This window comes from Cysteiniphilum halobium, from assembly GCF_003574425.1.
GTDB lineage: Bacteria > Pseudomonadota > Gammaproteobacteria > Francisellales > Francisellaceae > Caedibacter > Caedibacter halobius.
Genome location: NZ_QLIU01000051.1, coordinates 14,067 through 33,094 on the forward strand (window position 1 = coordinate 14,067; position 19,028 = coordinate 33,094).

The 19,028-nt window shown below is 36.3% G+C and carries 15 protein-coding genes; 9 read left to right on the top strand and 6 right to left on the bottom strand.

Annotation, left to right across the window (positions count from 1 at the left end):
* Positions 1–24 precede the first annotated feature (24 nt).
* From DNK85_RS08870 to DNK85_RS08885, 4 genes are all read left to right on the top strand, one after another.
* Positions 25–4,791 carry a beta strand repeat-containing protein gene (locus DNK85_RS08870; protein WP_119329218.1) on the top strand — a complete coding sequence of 1,589 codons (4,767 nt, stop codon included), beginning with the start codon at positions 25–27 and terminating at the stop codon, positions 4,789–4,791.
* A gap of 26 nt (positions 4,792–4,817) precedes the next feature.
* Positions 4,818–6,008, top strand: a complete 1,191-nt coding sequence (locus DNK85_RS08875) for a MotA/TolQ/ExbB proton channel family protein (protein ID WP_119329219.1) — start codon at positions 4,818–4,820, stop codon at positions 6,006–6,008.
* A gap of 23 nt (positions 6,009–6,031) precedes the next feature.
* Positions 6,032–7,552: a TolC family protein gene (locus DNK85_RS08880; protein ID WP_119329220.1), complete on the top strand. Its 1,521-nt coding sequence runs from the start codon at positions 6,032–6,034 to the stop codon at positions 7,550–7,552.
* A gap of 104 nt (positions 7,553–7,656) precedes the next feature.
* Positions 7,657–8,205, top strand: a complete 549-nt coding sequence (locus DNK85_RS08885) for a hypothetical protein (protein ID WP_119329221.1) — start codon at positions 7,657–7,659, stop codon at positions 8,203–8,205.
* 38 nt (positions 8,206–8,243) lie between these two features.
* Here the strand turns inward: DNK85_RS08885 and DNK85_RS08890 are convergent, their stop codons facing one another.
* The 5 genes from DNK85_RS08890 to DNK85_RS08910 form a co-directional block, all read right to left on the bottom strand.
* Entirely contained in the window at positions 8,244–9,554 is a 1,311-nt protein-coding gene (locus DNK85_RS08890; protein WP_119329222.1) for an HlyD family type I secretion periplasmic adaptor subunit, read from the bottom strand.
* A complete protein-coding gene (locus tag DNK85_RS08895) occupies positions 9,551–10,087 on the bottom strand; it encodes a hypothetical protein (RefSeq protein WP_119329223.1) in 537 nt (178 codons plus the stop codon). Before DNK85_RS08895 ends, DNK85_RS08890 begins: the two co-directional genes overlap by 4 nt.
* A 1-nt stretch (position 10,088) precedes the next feature.
* On the bottom strand, positions 10,089–12,059 hold the full coding sequence (locus DNK85_RS08900; protein ID WP_119329224.1) for an ATP-binding cassette domain-containing protein: 1,971 nt from the start codon (positions 12,057–12,059) through the stop codon (positions 10,089–10,091).
* Between the two features lie 399 nt (positions 12,060–12,458).
* Entirely contained in the window at positions 12,459–12,722 is a 264-nt protein-coding gene (locus DNK85_RS08905; protein WP_119329225.1) for a Txe/YoeB family addiction module toxin, read from the bottom strand.
* Positions 12,715–12,969, bottom strand: coding sequence for a type II toxin-antitoxin system Phd/YefM family antitoxin (locus DNK85_RS08910; RefSeq protein ID WP_119329226.1), 255 nt, complete (start codon positions 12,967–12,969; stop codon positions 12,715–12,717). Before DNK85_RS08910 ends, DNK85_RS08905 begins: the two co-directional genes overlap by 8 nt.
* Before the next feature lie 257 nt (positions 12,970–13,226).
* On the opposite strand from DNK85_RS08910, the gene cyoA reads away from it, so the two are divergent.
* The 5 genes from cyoA to cyoE are packed head-to-tail and all read left to right on the top strand — an operon-like array spanning position 13,227 to position 18,058.
* Positions 13,227–14,219, top strand: a complete 993-nt coding sequence (gene cyoA / locus DNK85_RS08915; RefSeq protein ID WP_235842418.1) for a ubiquinol oxidase subunit II — start codon at positions 13,227–13,229, stop codon at positions 14,217–14,219.
* A gap of 24 nt (positions 14,220–14,243) precedes the next feature.
* Entirely contained in the window at positions 14,244–16,274 is a 2,031-nt protein-coding gene (gene cyoB, locus DNK85_RS08920; protein WP_119329227.1) for a cytochrome o ubiquinol oxidase subunit I, read from the top strand.
* Positions 16,271–16,876, top strand: coding sequence for a cytochrome o ubiquinol oxidase subunit III (gene cyoC / locus DNK85_RS08925; RefSeq protein WP_119329228.1), 606 nt, complete (start codon positions 16,271–16,273; stop codon positions 16,874–16,876). The genes cyoB and cyoC overlap by 4 nt, the downstream gene beginning before the upstream one ends.
* Position 16,877: 1 nt before the next feature.
* The gene (gene cyoD / locus DNK85_RS08930) at positions 16,878–17,216 is read left to right on the top strand and encodes a cytochrome o ubiquinol oxidase subunit IV (protein WP_119329229.1); all 339 of its coding nucleotides are present in this window, start codon (positions 16,878–16,880) and stop codon (positions 17,214–17,216) included.
* Positions 17,174–18,058: a heme o synthase gene (cyoE, locus tag DNK85_RS08935; RefSeq protein WP_119329230.1), complete on the top strand. Its 885-nt coding sequence runs from the start codon at positions 17,174–17,176 to the stop codon at positions 18,056–18,058. Before cyoD ends, cyoE begins: the two co-directional genes overlap by 43 nt.
* A 145-nt stretch (positions 18,059–18,203) precedes the next feature.
* Here cyoE and DNK85_RS08940 read toward each other — a convergent pair whose 3' ends face one another.
* Positions 18,204–18,659 (bottom strand): hypothetical protein, encoded by a 456-nt coding sequence (locus DNK85_RS08940; protein WP_119329231.1) that lies wholly within the window; start codon positions 18,657–18,659, stop codon positions 18,204–18,206.
* Positions 18,660–19,028 lie beyond the last annotated feature (369 nt).

Below are 19,028 nucleotides of genomic sequence, written 5' to 3' on the forward strand. Positions count from 1 at the left end.
ATTTTTAAACGTGGGAAAGTTCAAATGAGTACACAGATTACAGAGAAAGATTTACAAGATCCCTCTTCTCAAAAGATAATTTTGCTAAAAACATTTCAAGACAACCATCTACCAATTGATTTTGCGCAAGCCAAATTTGCTTTAGATGGCCAGGATATTCTAATTGAGTCACACAATGGTGAGGTTTATCATCTTGTATTTGGGGGACAACTTGCTAATCTTGATAAAAAAGCATTTGAGCTTGACTTTAATGATGGTAAAACATTAACCGCGCAGCAGGTGCTAGATATTGCCTCGGCCGATATTATTAATACAGACGGTCACCTAACACATAAGCAGAGCCAGCAAGATATAACACCGAATGTTGATGCACAAACAAAAGTTTATGTGATTAATGAAGCGGAAAGTGCTGAGGATAGCATAAATGAAGATGGAAGTAATTTGCAATTGCAAAGTGATGTTAATGAGTCAACTGATAAGCTTTTAAATGCATCACAGAGTGATGATAATAATATTACAGCTACAGATGTTCCAGTTGTTGAAGCTCAAAGCCAAAATAATAGTCATAATGAAATTGCGCGCAGCAATAATCCAACAGTGCCACCCAAGTTAACCGTATCGCCTGACTTGAGCATGTATATTCCAAAGCCGCAATATGATGATGCAAATCATACTGTCAAGGCGGGAGGCTCGGGCGAAGCTCTGGGACAAAAAGGTCAGTTAAAGCCAGTTATATTGGATTTGTCTAAAGCGCATCATGGCTGGACGATTGATGCCAATCAGGTGGGGGCATCTAAGCAAGAAACAAATTTGCAAAAAATATTTGAGCTGCCACCAGGTTCTGAGATTACCAATATCAAGGGCAGTGGCACGTCCAATATTACAATTATCACGGGTGATATGCAGCCTAATTTATCAAAAAATCAGTTTGCCATTGATTACGACACATCTGATACAAGTGCGTATCAAATTATTACCATTCACTTTAGCCCTGCTGATAAGCAAGGACGTACTGAGTATGTCATTAAACTTGATGTTACGGACAATCCATATCAAACAACAGATGGTGATGGTACTTTTATGTTGGGAACTCATCCAAATGCTCAAGAGATCACAGGCAGCCAATTTGATGACATTATTTTAGCCTCAGATCGAGGTAATGATAGTTATGATGGAAATGCAGGTAATGATACTGTTGATTATAGCAATCATCTTAATGGCGTGACGATTACTGGATCAGATGACGGGGGCAATAGCTTTAGTGGTACTTTTAATAACGGTATAGAAAAAATTGAACAAACATTAAAAAATATAGAAGTTATTAGAGGAAGTTCAGCATCAGATACATTTATAAGTAGTACAACAACTCAAGCAACTTTTGAAGCGGGGAAAGGCGATGATCATTTCATTTCTCATGGTGGTGAAGTTGTTTTTGATGGTGGTCAAGGTAGTGATACGGTTGATTACAGTGATTTGAGCGCTAAAAATACCGGTATTAACTTTGATCTAAAGCACATCGACTTTGTATCAACTAATCCTGTAGATTCAACAGAAGCTGTTGATGGTATTGTGGTTGATCTTACTAATGGCGATATTGTACATAGCGGTAATAAGCAAGATCATGTTGAAAATGTAGAACAATATATTGGTACAAATCATAATGATCAATTCATCACAAGTGCCTCAGATGATAATATAAATACAGGCAAAGGTATTGATGAAGTTGTTGGTAGTCAAGGTAATGATCATATTAGCTTTGGTGGTTCGGGCAAGATCAATTATTCAGGCTTAAATGGTGTAACTAATATCAGTGTTGACGGTAATGAAATGTCGATAGATAAGCGCTCTGCATCAAATACGTCACTAGGAAGTGACACTGTCAATGGTGCTGTTAATGGAGTTGTCATCGGTGAGTTAGGCGGTGAAGTGCACGTTAATAATAATGGCAATTTAACGGTTATTGGTGGAGGTAATGCTTCACATAATACTTTTTATGCTGATGGCGCGCATACGGCGTTTATTGGTGGAGGGAATGGCAATCATTCAAATACGATTAATATTTATAATATAGGACAAAACAAATCAGCAAATGCTTATATTGAAGGGCACGGCAAAAGTAATACAGTTAACTATTACAGCGGAGTCGTCAATTTCAAAGGAGATGCCGATGGCATAAATGATACGATCAATATTGCATTTGAGCAGGGAGCAAATAATGATATTGATCTTAAGTTATATGCACAAACTTCTGAAGTGAATATTGGTACGGCAAAGTCAGGGGTTAACGGGAGTATTGCTGTGGAAAGTTATCAAGGTGTAACAACTGTTCACAATAGTTTTTATGCTGGTATGCAACCCGTCAATTACATAGTACATGGTGGGCAGCTCATCATAGATTATTCGGATTCTTCGGTCAGTCATGATGTCGCTACTTTGGATGTTAATCTAAAAAGCGGTGTGATAGATTCAGATCAAGGTGTTTTAGGAATTTTGCAAAGCGGTCAATTAACTGAAATTAAAGGTTTAAACACAGGGAATACTACGTTTACGCAGGGTAATTATGGCTTTAGCGCTGTAGCTTATGGTGACAATAACACCTTTATCCTCAGTGGCGCCTATGGAATGTCAATTATCGGTGGTGATGTTGGCAGTCATAATAACACCGTTGATTTATCAAGTGTTGCCAATTTGGGATTGAATGTTGATCTACAAAATGGTGTGATCACTGATAGTAGCGGCTCATATTTAGCTAATACGGTGACACATATTCAAAATATTATTGGTACACAGCAAGGTAATGCAACCTATCGTTTATCAGATCATTATGATGGACAATTAACCTTACAAGGGCAGGATAATATAGTTATCTCAACCAAGGGCAATGATGCAAATTATCAGCAACATTCAGAAGGAGCGATTGGTAACTTTAACTTTAATAATCAGATAAGTTATGATAATCAAGATGCTGCTATTACAATGACTGATTTGGGAACAGTTACTAAAACAGGTGGCGGTATCGATACGTTCGAAGCAAGTACTGGTTCAGCGCCACATGTTACATTTACCAATATCATAGGTAGTCAATATGATGACTTTTTCCATCTCAAAAGTCACTATACAGGTGTGGATTATAACCGAACATCGGGAATGACCTATCAAATCAATGGTGGCAAAGGTAATGATATTTTTTCTTATGAAGATGGCTCGTATGGGAACTATAACTTGGCAGGTGGCGATGGCGATGACGAGCTTATATTGAGTGGAACATACAATAGCAGTCAGGTGACTATTAATGGGCAACATCAAGGAACTTTCTATAGTACAGGTGGTTATAATGCCAGCCAATTTAGCTCGGTTGAAAAAATCGTTTTTAATACAAATTCTAATTATCTTAATATAAATGTAGCTAATGCTAATCTAAGTGTTGATGCAACACATGCGGGTATGAGTTTTGTTGATATTCATGCGATGGTAGGTAATAACATATTTGATATGCCGGATTATGAAGTGGTAAGCTTTGATACGCATACAAATGGTTTGACTGGCTCTGTATTATCATATTCTAAAATGAGTGATGCACTAACGATTGATCTTAATAATGATTTAGTAACTGATCAGCGAACTGGCGTGAGTGATGTTACGCATCATGTGCGTAGGGTGCAAGGCGGGCATGGCGATGATACTATCACAGGATATAACAATGCTGATAATTTTGTGTATGCAGGAGCAGGTAATGATAGCTATAACTTTAATAATACTGGGCACAAAAACTATTATGAACTTGATATCGGCGTTAATCAGTATTTAGGACAGGGGCAATATGACGATAATACCTTTAATAATGGTTCGACAAATTATTTTCAAAAGTTAACGGTTGATTTAAGAGCTGTAGCAGGTAGAGAGTCTATTACCAAAGATTATGCTTATGGTAGTGATAGTACCGATACGATCAATGGTCACCTAGATGTGCTGAACTTTAACGCTGGAAATTATGCTAATGGCAGCCTTAAAACGTTTGATTTTTATGGTAGTGACACCGAGTCTAGTCTTCTAAACTACTCTAACAGTAATGTTAGTTTAGATAGTCATATCTATTTTGGTAATGCCAAGCTTGATCTTTCAATTCAGTCGTATAATTCAGGGTCATATCAGCAGAAGATGACGGTTGATTTTAGTTGTTTGAATCAGCAGATTGATTTCCATTTAGATGGTAAGGGAGGTAACAGTTATAGCGTTGACACGGGAGGGGTTAGCGACAATATCTCTCAAAATGGGCAGTTACAATCAGAATTTGACGTTATTGGCACAAAACATGATGATGTATTTGATTTCTCTTCTTTGGCAAGTTTAGAAAAGCGTTTTGGTCAAAACAATAATAGTTTTGATGGAGCTGATGGTGATGATACCTTGCGCTTGACTCGTCAGATACATGTGAATAAGGATTTAAATGTTGAGGATTTATTTGAAGACTTTCACAATTTTGAAACATTCGATATTAAAAATATGATCAAAGATGGTGGAGGTAACACCTGGACATTTGATTTAGATAACTTCATTCATCAGCATCGCGCAGATAGCAATAATCATTATGAACTCGATGTTGATAACTTCTCAGACATTGCTTGGTTACATGGTGGCTCTTTTACACAGGTTGATAGAACACACTACCAATATAATGCCAATGGCAAAACCATCGATGTGTATAGTCAACGTAATACGGTTTCAGAACATAGTAATGACCATCACAGTGCAGTAGATAATACAAATCATGAAGCTGCTATGGTTGGCTAATTTGATCTATAAAAAAGGTAAATACAATGACAAAGATTAAAAATTTTTCAGCACTCATTATTGCTATGGGTGTGCTGATGATTGCTTTTGCTGTGGTTGATGTTAATGCATTAATCGTGGTTATTTCACATAATACCGTGATTAATACACTTATTGTAGCAGGGTGCTTGCTTGCTGTTTTATATGCTATTTGCAGCGCAATTCAGCTAAGAAAACATGCTAATCTATGGCAGAAAGAAGTTGCGAGTGAGACGCCATTTAGCGATGGGAAAGCGCTAAAAAGTATTTTCGGGGCAAGATTTTATAACCTGTTAGGGAGTAGCAGTAATGCTTTGGAGGCGCTTATTGAGGAGTGGCGCGAATATAAAAGCTGGAGTATTAAAGCATTAGAATACATGTCTGCAACTTTAATTGGTCTAGGGTTGCTTGGAACATTTATTGGGATGATGCGTACTATGAGTAAAGTATCTGATGTGCTGAATATGTCGAGTGCATCAAATATACTTAATTCATTAACTGCACCATTAGCCGGAATGTCAACGGCATTTTCGGCCTCATTGTTGGGGTTACTATTTTCTTTAATTGTTGGACTTTTTGCGATTATTTTAGCAAGAGCAACAACTGATTTTACTCAGCAAGTTAAGACCTGGGTGTTAGATAATAATGTATTGATTAATGAGCCAATTAATGGCAATAATTTAATGAACCAAGGTGCTAAGCCAACGTTTAAACTATTGAATGAAACGTTGCCTCAGGTTACTGAATTATTGCAAAAGAATAATGAGATGATGTCAGCTTTACATAGCTCTCAACAAAGCATTCAACAGCAAAATAATGACCTTATAGCATCAATTAATCTGAAGCTCGATAGCTATTTCCCACAATGTATTGATATTTTTGAAACAATAAATAAGATGATACTGCAGATTGCCGATGATCTGCCAATAGTTAGTCAAAAAATGATTGATATTATTTCTTACAATACCAATACGACAGATGTTCTGATTAAAGAATCTCATCACCGAGTTGAGGAGATGAGTGTTTTAATGAGTGATTTAATGTCAACTTTCCGTAAATTTCAAGCGGTAGTTATTGATGATGTCGAACGAATTGAAAAAGCGACCACTGCGCAATCATCAGGTATATCACTTAATTTACTGCAACAAATGTCTCAGATTAAGTTCAGCTTAGAAAAGATGCTCAATGAGCAAGGCTAATTGCTATTATATAAGGGTTTACTATGAATAAGTTTTTTAAGGTAGCTTTGGTTAGCTTATTAAGTATGGTGTCAACTATGGTGACAGCAGATCAAAAATCGTCGTTTTCATATATTGAATTCATGCCTGCGGAAATTAAAGAGGTATTCAATGCAAATTGGCCACAAAAGCTATCGGCTTTAAAAACACCTAGTAGTAAATCAGGTGATTTGAGTGTATTGTATCCGACAGCACAAATGCTTTTAAAAGCCCGTTTATCTGTGGTAGGGAAAAAGAAGACAACACCACATAAATCAGCAAGTGACATATCTATTTATGTTGAATTATCTGAGGCGATTAATAAAGCATTACATTATGATTTGTCAGTAGATGTATCTAAAATTCAGGAAAAAATTGCCAAAGCAAAGCTCAAGCAGGCAGACTCTAAATATTGGCCACAATTACAAGGGACTTTAAGTTTTGCCAATTTTCATTATCTTGAAGGTAGTGATTATACAACCCCAGACTCTGATGTGCCTAATATCAATATTTCAGCAGTCTATACGATTTATGATTTTGGCAAGCGCTATTCTGCTTATGAGGCGCAAGACAGTGCATTGCAAGCAAGTCAATGGCAACGTGATATAACAAATCAGATGGTGGCGGCTAAAGTCATTAAAAGCTACCTTGTATACATACAATATGCTGAGCTGGTGATTGTTGATAAAGCCTATTTGGCACGTGTTAGGAATATTGCGGACAAAGTCAATAAGAGAGTCGATGCTGGGCTGTCAATCATGTCAGATTTATTGCGATCAAAGGTCGCTGTTGATGAAGCGCATAATTTTTTAAGCAATGGCGAGCTTAGACTACAAAAAGCTAAAGTTGATCTTGAAACAATTACTGGATTGTCTAGTGATCGTCAGCATAATTATAAATTTTATCAAAGTATCGCTCAGAAAAGGTCATTTCCAAAATTAAGTCATTTAACACTTAATTATATATATCAGCATAGTTTGCTATTAAAGCGACTTAAAGCTGAAGTGTCTCAAGCAAGATTCAACCATGAAGAGGCGATAAGCCAAGACTATCCAACCATTAGCGCCAATGCAGGGGCAACGCAATGGAGTCGATCGGTTCAATCTCCCAAGCTAAGTGGAAGTATCAGTATCACAATGCCTATCTTTACAGGAGGATATAATTCAGCAGCTATCAATAGTGCAGCACAAAGTCAATTTCTAGCTGAAGATAAACTGACAATGGCTATGCGCAATATTAATCAGCAATTAGAGAATAATTTGATTGTTTATCAACGAATGCGTGAGAATTATGCTATTAATCTATTGACTGCCTCAAAATATAAAAAAGTTAATAAATTATATAAAAAGGAATTTTTTTCAGGGAATAGGCCGCTATTAGATTTATTAAACTCTGAACGAGGGTTGTACTTGGCTTTGGTAGAAAAAATTAAAGATAAGGTTAATGCATATGAAGCACTTGTTAATCTATATGAGCTTGCTGGAGAAACTCGTGATGTATTGAAATTTATACACATGACAAAGTAAGAAGTAAATCGATAAAATGACCTTGCTAATTTTAAATTAGGATAGAAGGCATTATCTGTCGAATGAACTACTTTTGCTCAACGATCTTCATTTAGGAGTTATTTGTGAAAAGAAAAGTCTTTGCTTATCATGGCGGTAATAAAACAACTTTTTGGGTGAGTTATGTCTCTTTAATGGTTATTGTTTTAATTATGTATGTATTTTTTAATATGGTTTTAGGTTTTTTATCTAGTATGACTGTGCGTAATCAAGCGCAGGGAACTAAGCAATCGAATAGTCACGTAAATAGCGACACCTCTCCATCAAATAATTATAAATATTTGCAGCAAAATAAACGTACAAAATGGGAGTTTAGCCTAAAATTAAAACCAGATAGTTATGGCTTAAGTCATGTTGACTATAACAAAATAAAAGAATGGATAGCTAAGCACCCTAATAGGAAATATATAGTCTTAGTGTATGTTGCTAAGAGTCGTAGTTTTTCAACAGGTTCTTTATTAAGAAGGCAGTATCTAATTTATAGTCAGTTGTTAGGCTATATGCTGCACACATTGAAAATTCCGTCATCTAATATTGTCTATCAAGACAGTTTACCCTCACCAAACCATTATGACATGATCAAAATGACCAGTGAGCTATTAAACAAAAAGTAAATGTCCTAAGACAGATGATGCGCAAGCACTTTGAGCTTCTACACTTCAGTAAGTGCCGTATTTGCTCCAGTTAGCATTGGCTTTAGAATATATTGGGCAACAGTTCTTTTGCCAACAATAATATAACCATCTACTTGCATACCAGGGTAGATTTTAATGTGTTGATTGTGAATATCCTGTTCATTCAGGTCAACATGAACCTCGAAATAAGGTCTATTATTGCCATTGATGTTGTCATCTTTAGTATCTGCGCTAATAAGCGAAATTGTTCCAGATAGGAAGTTGGTACTAATAGTTGAAATGGAATTTATGGAAATTTTTACAGGCATGCCAACCCATAGTTTGTCACGATCACTCGGTAATACTTTGAGAACACAGATAATCGGAACATTGTCAGGAGATATTTCAAATAACTTACCACCTGAGGGTATAAAAGCCCCAGCATTGGACTTAAATATGCTTTGAATTATTCCGTTGGTTGGGCTAAAAACGTTCTCAATCTTTTTGCGATCTGATATTCCAGTTTGTTTGGCTTGAAGTTCAGCAAGTTGTTGTTCTAATTGCAATAGTTTGTTACGTTTATCCGACATGAAATCAGTATGAATTTTAGTGACTTTTAATTGAGCTTCATACATCTGAGATTGTAAAAGCTCTTGTCGAGAAATGGCAGTATTAAGTTGATTAAGAATCTTTTGTTCCTCAGCTTCTTGATTGAGTAGCGAGGATTTTGATGCGGCTTCTTCTTTAACCAAGTCTTTAATCATTTTGACTTGGTCAGAGATAAGCTGTTTTTGCTTTCTCAAACCTTCAATATCTACAGCATTGGCTTTAATTTCGTCGAGTTTTTCCTGATAGGTAGTTTTTGCAAGTTTTTCATTTTGTTTATAGGTATCAATTTCACTATCATAGACATTTTTTTCCGTTAAAAACATTGCCTGAGTTACTCCTTCAATTTTAATATTTTGCCATATAAATGGAGTTTGATTAATCTCGGCATTAAGACGTGTGATTTGTAACTGCAGCATGGCAATACTACTTGTGTTCTTTGTGTATTCTTGACTAACATAACTGTTGTCAATTATGGCTAGAAGCTGGTTTTTTCTGACATGTTGTCCTTCATGAACAAGTAGCTTTGAGATCGTACCTCCAGTGGCATGTTCCAGTATGATGTTTTTGAATTTAATTTGTAGATAACCTTTGGCATGAACTAAAATATCAAGACGCAGAAAAAATAAGCTAATCAAAAATGCTATAAGCAAGCAAGCCAATATAATTTTGAGATTGATACTTAATTTTTTTATGGCTGCAATGATTGATTTAATATTAACCTTTTCTAGCCTATCTTTCATTTTTCCACCTTAATTTTAATCAGATTAGATTGACCAGAAGTCTGATTTGATTGATTAAGGAACTGTATTTGATTTGTTGAAATGTTATGCTTATGATGCATATAGTTGGCTGTTTTAGCATAGAGAATATAAATTTTGCGTAGCATTGCGCCAAGAGATGCATGTGTCCGGTTGGAAAGTTCTATGGAAATTTGATAGCGTGCATTACTACTTTGTGGATGTTCTTTTAACCATTTGTCGACCATCTGTTGTTGTGATTTTGCAAAGCTTAAAGAGTTATCAAGCGGTAGTATTAAATCCCATTTTGTAAGGTTGGCGTCCTGCTGCATATAAATGATAGGGGGTGGAAGCTGCTGATGTTGGATTTGTGTTGATGGCTTTTGCTGCATATTTGCAGTCATTTTTTGGGCGATGTTATACATGCTTAGGCGAAGGATAAATACAATACTAAACATAATAAAAATCATCACTAAAACAGTTAACATATCAACATAGGCTGGCCAAATAATTTCATCTTTTTTTTCATGTGCCATATTATTGAGTCCTTTGAGTTTTTAAAAAATTTTGTTTGTTATCTGACAGTAAAATTCCTGTTGGGGTTAGAATTGAAACATGATCGACTAATTCAAGAAGGCTAGTACGATTTGAAAAAATTACGAGAGTAATGCTCTTATCCATCAACAGTTTATGCATCTGATCGATAAAGGTGTTATGGGCTTTGAGTGACAAAAATGTTGTAGGGTCATCCAAGATATATACTTTTTTGTTACTTGTCAGTGCTCTTGCTAAGTCTAACATTTGCCGTTTTTCATCAGAAAGAAGCTGGCTGAAGTGATGGAAATGTGTATAGATACCATCTTTTAGATAGGGAATAATCCACTGCATAAAGTCTAAAGATAAAGCAAATCTACATTTTTCTTTGGATTCCCAAAAATAACTAAAGATTGTTTCATGGAATAGAACGTATGGGTAACTTGAATAATAAGCATTTTCATGTAAATTATCAAAGCCATAACCTTGATTGTATTGGAAGTGTACATTCCCACTACTAGGAGACATGACACCCATTAATATTTTTGATAGTGATGTTTTGCCAGTTCCTGGCTCAGCTATGATTAATATTCTAGAGGATAATGGTATGTCCAAGCTAACATTTTCAAATATATTTGATTTGCTGTCAAAAGATAAATGAATGTTACTAAGTTGCCAGCCATTTGTTGGTGATTGAGTATTATGAAGGGTAGGTAAAAGTCTTTGTTCATTGCTTTCCGATGATTGAAAATCATTTATTGCATGAACTAAGCCTTTTATTTGTTTAAATGTGGGGATCGCGCTTAATAAATTCATAACAGGCTGAGATAGCTTTCCAGTCAATAAAATAACAGCAAATAGAGCTCCCTGCGATATGACATTTTTTTGGAGTAAGTAGAACGCTAAAATAACGGTAAATACGGTTTGTGATGAACTAAGCAAAAAAACTATGGCATTAAGATGACTATTTTGTTTCGTTTGAGTGCTTTCTGCAATATCAAATGCCTCATATCTCTGGCGGTATATAGATAAAAATGTATGTTTAAGTCCATTGGCAATGAAATTTAAGATTCCATCGATTGGAAGGTGTGTTGAAACATGTTTTTTTCGATGAGTGCCAAGGAAGTAAAAAATTAGTGCAATTTGAATCGTGCTAATAACCAGTGGGACTAGCACAAGATAGCCACCAACTAGCCAGATACAAAATAAAAATAGAAAGAAAAAAGGTAAATCAATATAGTTGCCGTTGATCATACGCCATACTAGGGTTCTAAGTTGCCCTAAACTATGAATGACTGTTTGTTGATTCTTGCCCCATTGGTTATGTTCTGACGCTATTGCGCTCATCACGTTTTTGAGTATAGTGGGTTCGATGAATTGTATGACCTCATTAGATAGTTTAATACTGCTTTCTAGCCGTAGTTTCTTAAGAATAAACTCAAGCCCCAGGAGTAATAAAACAATAATTGACAATGTCCAAAGTGATGCAGTTGCAAAGGCAGGTAGCACTCGACTATAAATTGCATTCATGTAAAGAGGGATTGATAAATAGGTTAGGTTGATAATAAGAGATAGCAATACTAAATAGGTCAGTTTTGCTTTAAACTTCTCCCATAGCTTCACTAGATTAAGTTTTGAAAAATCTTGAGATTTTTTTTCAAAACGGTAAGCTTTATAGCTTTTTTCTATAATATCTGTGGCAGGTTTAATCGTCCATTGACCTTCTATTTGAACCAGAAAATTATCATTACTATGCTTTAGTTGATTGGCCTTCTCTTTATTAAATGCGATATCTATTTGACTACTGATGATGGCTAGTGCATCTTGATCATTCTCAGTATTCTCAAGTAAGAGGCGTAGGCGAACGAGTAATTCTTTTGAGATTACTGTGCCATGTATTTGGCGGTGTATTTCCTGTATTGAGTACAGCAAGCTTTGTATATCTTGGTGCAAGAAGAATTTTTCAGTGCTCATAATACCTACGTAAAATTTTGTATTTTTTTGAATAAAAACTATTTTTGATGGTACTTACATTTGACTGATCTTTTACAATAATTATATGTTTTAAAAGGTATAACAGTTAAGTATACAAAAAAGTAATTCAGTCAAATGATTGTTTTCCCCTCCCAGTTAATTCATTGTAATGACGACCATGATAATTCTTACACGTTGAATGATATTCTATCTAATTAGTGTGTTTTTAATTTATAAAATTATTTAATTAATATGTATTTTAAGCTGCGGATAGCTAATGGGAAATGTGCTCTGAGCTATGGTTTATGATGAATCAACTTATTTTATGTCACCAGTGATGAAGGTGATGCTATAGCAGGTGTTTTAATTAAAATCATTAAAAGACTTAATTTGTTTACTTTAGTCATAATGACCTTTACATGAAATAATAGTGATGTGCGAGGCATCAACTATATATACGAGGCGGTTAACTTGATCAATGCGTCTTGACCAAGCGCCGCTTAAGTTCCCTAGAAGCGGCTCTGGTTTTCCTAAACCCTCAAAAGGCGAACGTTTACAGTCTATAATCAGTTTATTGATACGTTTTAACGTTTTTTTATCTTGTGCTTGCCAGTAAAGGTAATCTTCCCAAGCATCATTGACAAATGCAATAAGCTTATTCATCGAGCAGGTCTTGTTCTTTAGCTTTGCCTTCTTTGTACTCTTTAATACCTTTCATTAAATGAGCGGCATTTTTGGGTGATTGCAGTAAATGCATGGTTTCCAGGTAGCTGTTGAAAAGACTTAAGGGTAAAACAACAGCATCTTCTTTGTCACGCCTTGTTATTATCGTATAGTCATGATCCTCAACCGTTTGATCAAGGATACGATTAAAGTTATTTCGAGCGGATGAAAAATTTACGATTCTCATAGATCACCTCTTAAATTATAGCTGCTAATAATATTATAGAGTTGAACAGTATATTGTTCAACTAAAAAGTTGGATGTAAGTTAGGGTATAGGTGTTAAATAATTGTGCTTAATAAGCAACCATGCTTTTGACGTGCTAAATACCTTTTCGCCATAAAGTCAATCATGCCAGTTTTAATTAGCAAAAAAATAGTTATACTATGCCCTAAGTTATTTTCCAATAACTTAGCTAGATATAAAGGAACTAAGGAAATCAATATGATCAAGTACTTGTACTTTTTTGTATCCACACTGAAGAGGATGGTTAAACCATTGTCTTTGTTGGGTGTTGGGGGCAGAAAAATAAAGCGCAAAAAGCCTTTAGCTAAGCCGTTGAGTATATTGGCAGCGCTGCTGTCATTGTTATTGCTTGGAGGTTGTAGCTCAGGTGTGTTAGATCCGCAAGGACCCATTGCACATCATGAGCTTCGTCTATTGGTATTTGCTATTTTACTTATGTTAATCGTGGTAATTCCGGTGATCTTTTTGACATTTTGGTTTGCGTGGCGTTATCGCGACTCTGCAACGAAGTCAAAATATCGTCCTGAATGGTCACACAGCACAGCCTTGGAAATCGTCTGGTGGGCGATCCCGTGTGTGATTATTCTGATTTTGGGGACTGTAACTTGGATAACAACACACTCACTTAATCCATACAAGCCACTAGAGTCAAATAAGACACCTGTTGAAATTGAGGTGGTGTCATTAGACTGGAAATGGATGTTTATTTATCCACAGTATGATATTGCAACGGTTAATAAAATTGTAATTCCTGTGGGTTATCCGATTAACTTTAGGATTACGTCAGCCGCGCCAATGAATTCTTTCTTTATTCCACAGCTAGGTGGCCAGATATATGCAATGACTGGCATGATTACCAAACTTCATTTGTTGGCGAATAACCCGGGTCAATACCGTGGATTCTCAGCAAATTATACTGGTGAAGGGTTTGCACATATGCAGTTTTATGCAGATGCCACTTCTAAAGCTGATTTTGATCAATGGGTTGCTAAAGTAAAAACAGCTAAGAAAGACCTGACTTGGAATTATTTCTGGGATCATTTGGCCAAGAGATCAATTAATAATCCGGTGGCATATTATGGTCAAGTTGATAAGAATTTGTTTAATGACATTGTTATGTCCTACATGATGCCAAACTATAAGCCTGGCATGATGGGGCATATGCACCATATGTCAGAAATGAGTCACTAAAGTGTGAAGAAATAGGAAACGAATATGTTAGAAGCATTGATTGGAAGACTGAGTGATCCGCATGAGGTTTTCCCGTATTTGTGGGAACCCGTAAGCCAGCAGCTAATCATTCTTGGAATGTTTATCTTTATTGTGGTTGGCGGGTTGTTATTGGTAGGTGGTTTGACCTACTTCAAAAAATGGGGCTATTTGTGGCGTGAATGGTTCACAACAGTAGACCATAAAAAAATTGGTATTATGTATATCATCGTGGCGATGGTTATGTTATTTCGTGGATTTGTTGATGCAGCAATGATGCGTACACAGCAGGCTTTATCATCAGGAGATCATACAGGGTATTTGATTCCACAGCATTTTGATCAGGTTTTCACCGCGCATGGTGTGATTATGATTTTCTTTGTGGCAATGCCTATTGTATTTGGTTTGCTAAACGTTGCTGTGCCATTACAAATTGGCGCACGCGATGTCGCATTTCCATATCTTAATGCCTTAAGCTTTTGGCTTTTTGTCGTTGGGGTAATCTTGGTGAATATGTCATTATTAATCGGTGATTTTGCCCATACAGGCTGGCTAGCATATCCACCTTATTCGGAGACCGCTTTTAGCCCCGGGGTCGGGGTCGATTACTGGATATGGGCGCTGCAGATATCCGGTATAGGTTCTTTATTGACTGGGGTTAACTTCTTTGTGACCATCATTAAGATGCGTTGTAAAGGTATGACATTAATGAAAATGCCTGTCTTTACATGGACTGCATTGTGTACTGTCATCCTTGTTATTGCGGCTTTCCCTGTATTAACGGTAACTTTAGCGCTATTAACTTTTGATCGCTACTTGGATATGCATTTCTTCACTGTCAGTGGTGGAGGTGATCAAATGATGTATGTTAATTTGATCTGGATTTGGGGACATCCTGAGGTTTATATTTTGATTTTGCCAATGTTTGGGGTTTTTTCGGAAATCACCTCAGTATTCTCAAAGAAAAAACTCTTTGGCTATGCAACAATGGTGGGTGCCACAATTGCCATTACCGTTTTAGCATTTTCAGTATGGCTGCATCACTTTTTTACCATGGGTGCAGGAGCTAATGTTAACGCGTTTTTTGGTATTATGACGATGATTATTGCGATTCCAACAGGGGTTAAGATCTTCAACTGGTTATTTACCATGTTCCGAGGCCGTATTACTTTTACCTCGCCAATGTATTGGTTAATGGGCTTTTTAGTAACCTTTACAATTGGTGGTATGACTGGTGTGTTGCTATCGGTACCTGGCGTTGATTTCCAAATGCATAACAGTGTGTTTTTAATTGCACATTTCCATAATGTGATCATCGGTGGTGTAGTGTTTGGAGCATTTGCAGGACTGACTTATTGGTTTCCGAAAATGTTTGGCTTCAAACTCAACGAACGCATTGGTAAATGGGCTTTTTGGTTTTGGATTATCGGTTTCTTTGTTGCCTTTATGCCGCTTTACTATCTAGGTGCTATCGGTATGACACGCCGCTTATATCATTATGATGCAGCAACTGGTTTCCAGCCATGGCTGATTGTGGCTTGGGTTGGTTCTATGTTAATCGCTATAGGTATACTTTTACAATTCATTCAAGTTATTGTAAGCATCAAGAATCGCCATAAATATCGTGATTTAACGGGAGATCCTTGGGGTGGACATACGCTAGAATGGGCAACTGCTTCTCCGGCACCATTTTATAATTTTGCGCATGATCCAGTTGTTGATGCCCGCGATGCCTTCTGGGAGCAAAAGAAAAAAGGCTTAAATATTGAGAACCGTCCAGTTACTGAAAAACGCCCATATGAAGATATTCATATGCCAAGAAATACAGGTGTTGCTTTTGTGATTGGTGCATTTAGTTTAGTTTTTGGTTTTGCAATGGTTTGGCATATCTGGTGGTTAGCTGGGGTTGGATTGTTAGGTATTCTTATTTCGGTGATTACACGTTCGTTTAATTATGATATTGACTACTATGTAAAAGCAAAAGAAGTAGAAGAGACTGAAAACGAAATTGAAAAAATGAAGAAGGTGGGCGCATGAGTACTGCAACAGTAGAAAGCCATCATGGTGAACATCACCATCATTACGATGGTTCCAAAAACGTCTTTGGTTTTTGGATTTATATTATGAGTGACTGTGTGTTGTTTGCAACGTTATTTGCAGTATACGCCGTATTCCACACACATACATTTGGTGGTCCAGGCCCTAAAGAGTTGTTCAGCTTGCCGTTTGTGTTTGTTGAGACGATGTTGCTTTTAATAAGTAGCTTTACTTTTGGCTTGGCAACGTTATTACGTAACTCAGGCAACATTAAAGCGATTACTGGTTGGTTATGGGTGACTTTCATCCTGGGATTAGGCTTTATTATTATGGAGCTTTATGAATTTCATCACCTATATATGGAAGGCCACTCATGGGCACAAAGTACTTTCTTATCATCATTTTTCACCTTGGTAGGAACGCACGGGTTACACGTAAGCATTGGTTTAATCTGGATTGTGAGTATGATCTTCCAAATTCGTAAACACGGTATGACGCCGATGAGTAAAACGAAGTTAACGTACTTGGGTTTATTCTGGCACTTTTTGGATATCGTGTGGATTTTTGTATTCTCAGTTGTTTACTTAATGGGAGCAATCTAATATGGCAGGCGAACATTTATACGACCCTGAAACAGGTGCCGCATATGGTACATACAAAACGTATATCACAGGTTTTGTACTATCGATTATTATCACCGTTATTGCATTTTGCTTAGTTGGGTTTAAAGTCTTTCCACCGGTTGGACTGTATATTTCAGTAGCGATTTTGGCACTTATCCAACTTTATGTGCAGCTTGTGTTCTTTTTACACTTAAGCACGGATTCAAAAGCGCGCTGGAATCTGATCAGCTTTATATTCGCAGTAATTGTTGTATTAATTTTAGTAATCGGTACGTTATGGATTATGTTCAATCTTTACAGCATGATGATGGTCATGTAACCTTAATGAAACTCATTAAATTGATCAAGCCCGGAATAATTTTTGGGAACATCGTTACCTTGTGCGGTGGTTTTTTTGTCGCAGTTCAGGGTAATTTTTCTTGGGTTGTTTTTTTAAGTGCACTTGTTGGTATGGCATGTGTTATCGCTTGTGGCTGCGTTTTGAATAACTATATTGATCGTGACATCGATCAGCTGATGAAACGCACACAAAAACGTCCGTCAGCTTGTGGTTTAGTGTCATTACGTTTTGCTATTAGTTATGCATTTATCCTCGGTATCCTCGGCTTTTTAATTCTATATGTTGGGACAAATAGCTTAACCGCAATTATTGCGGCGATTGGGCTTTTTGCCTATGTTGTCGCCTATACGCTATGGTTTAAACGAAGCTCGATCTTTGGAACGGTTGTTGGTGCAGTTTCTGGTGCTGTTCCTCCAGTGATTGGTTATACCGCTGTAACCAACCAATTTGATATCGTTGCATTGACATTATTTATTATTTTGTTCTGTTGGCAAATGCCACATTTCTTTGCTATTGCTATTTATCGCAAAGATGATTATGCCGCAGCAAATATTCCGGTCTTGCCACTGAAACGCAGTATGCTGTATACCCAAGTAAATGCGCTTATCTTTGTTGTGTTATATGTTATTGCTACACTTATGTTGGCAGTAGTTGCACATGTACATTTGTTGTATTTAGCCGTTGCATTTATTTTAGGTGTTGCCTGGATTGCATTAAGTATGAAAGGTTTTAAAGCTGAAGACAAAGCCCCATGGGCACGCAAGATGTTTGTTTTCTCTATTGTTAGCATTACGTTGCTTAGCCTATTTATGGCAGTGTGATGCCTCTTCTTAATTTTTAAGTATTACAGTTAAAATAAGTCCTCAAAAGGTACACCAAACCTTGATGGTAAGCGCACTATTTTTGTTCCAGGGCTGCAAGTGCCCACTAGTGCTTAGTGGAAAAGTTAAAAAACTTGTTTGATAGTTATCGGCAAGCCAATAATTTAGACTTACGAGTTGTTATACGTAGTGAAAACCAATAAAATGCTAGGGCAAAAATGAAGCTTAGAATAATCATTTCTGTTGTTACACCTATAATATTATAAAAATCATTAGGCATAATATTCAGGACAACACAGTATGAAATACTTATAATGTTCATGAGAATCCAGTATAAAATAGCTACTTTTTTTAGATGGTTTGCATAATTTAGCATTGGATTATTTATTACGAGTCTATGAGCAAAAATCCTTGTTCCAGCTAAAAAGCCAAATACATTGGCAGGTTCCCCTTTTAGAGAAGATAGATTTAAGTGAAAAACATATTCTACCCCATAAATAGCAATTAAAATAAGAATATTAAAAAAGATTTGCCATAAGACAAGCTTAATACTAGACATAATTATTGATGGCTCTTTAAATGATAGTGTTACTTTACTCATAATATTTTTCTACCTTCATTTGTGTTTATTATTGGGTCAGCAACTATCTTAAAGTATTACGCAACGTCATGGTCAATAGTTGGTTTAAAAATAATCTAAAAATTATTATATAAGAAGGTAATGACTCAGGTGGTGGCAGTGGTATACCTACGTAGACATTAGTGAGTCTTTAGATATTCCAGTTCAGGTGATCAAGCCCTGAAGCTTTAATAAGAAAAAAGATCACGAATACCACTCACGCTAATTTGATGCTTGGAGCTAGTACTGATAGTTTAAGATTAGTTCAGTTATATAGTAGTTCCAAAATAAATCCAATTTAAGTAAACTATTGACTATATTAGTGTTTGGATTATGGAATGGATGTCATGT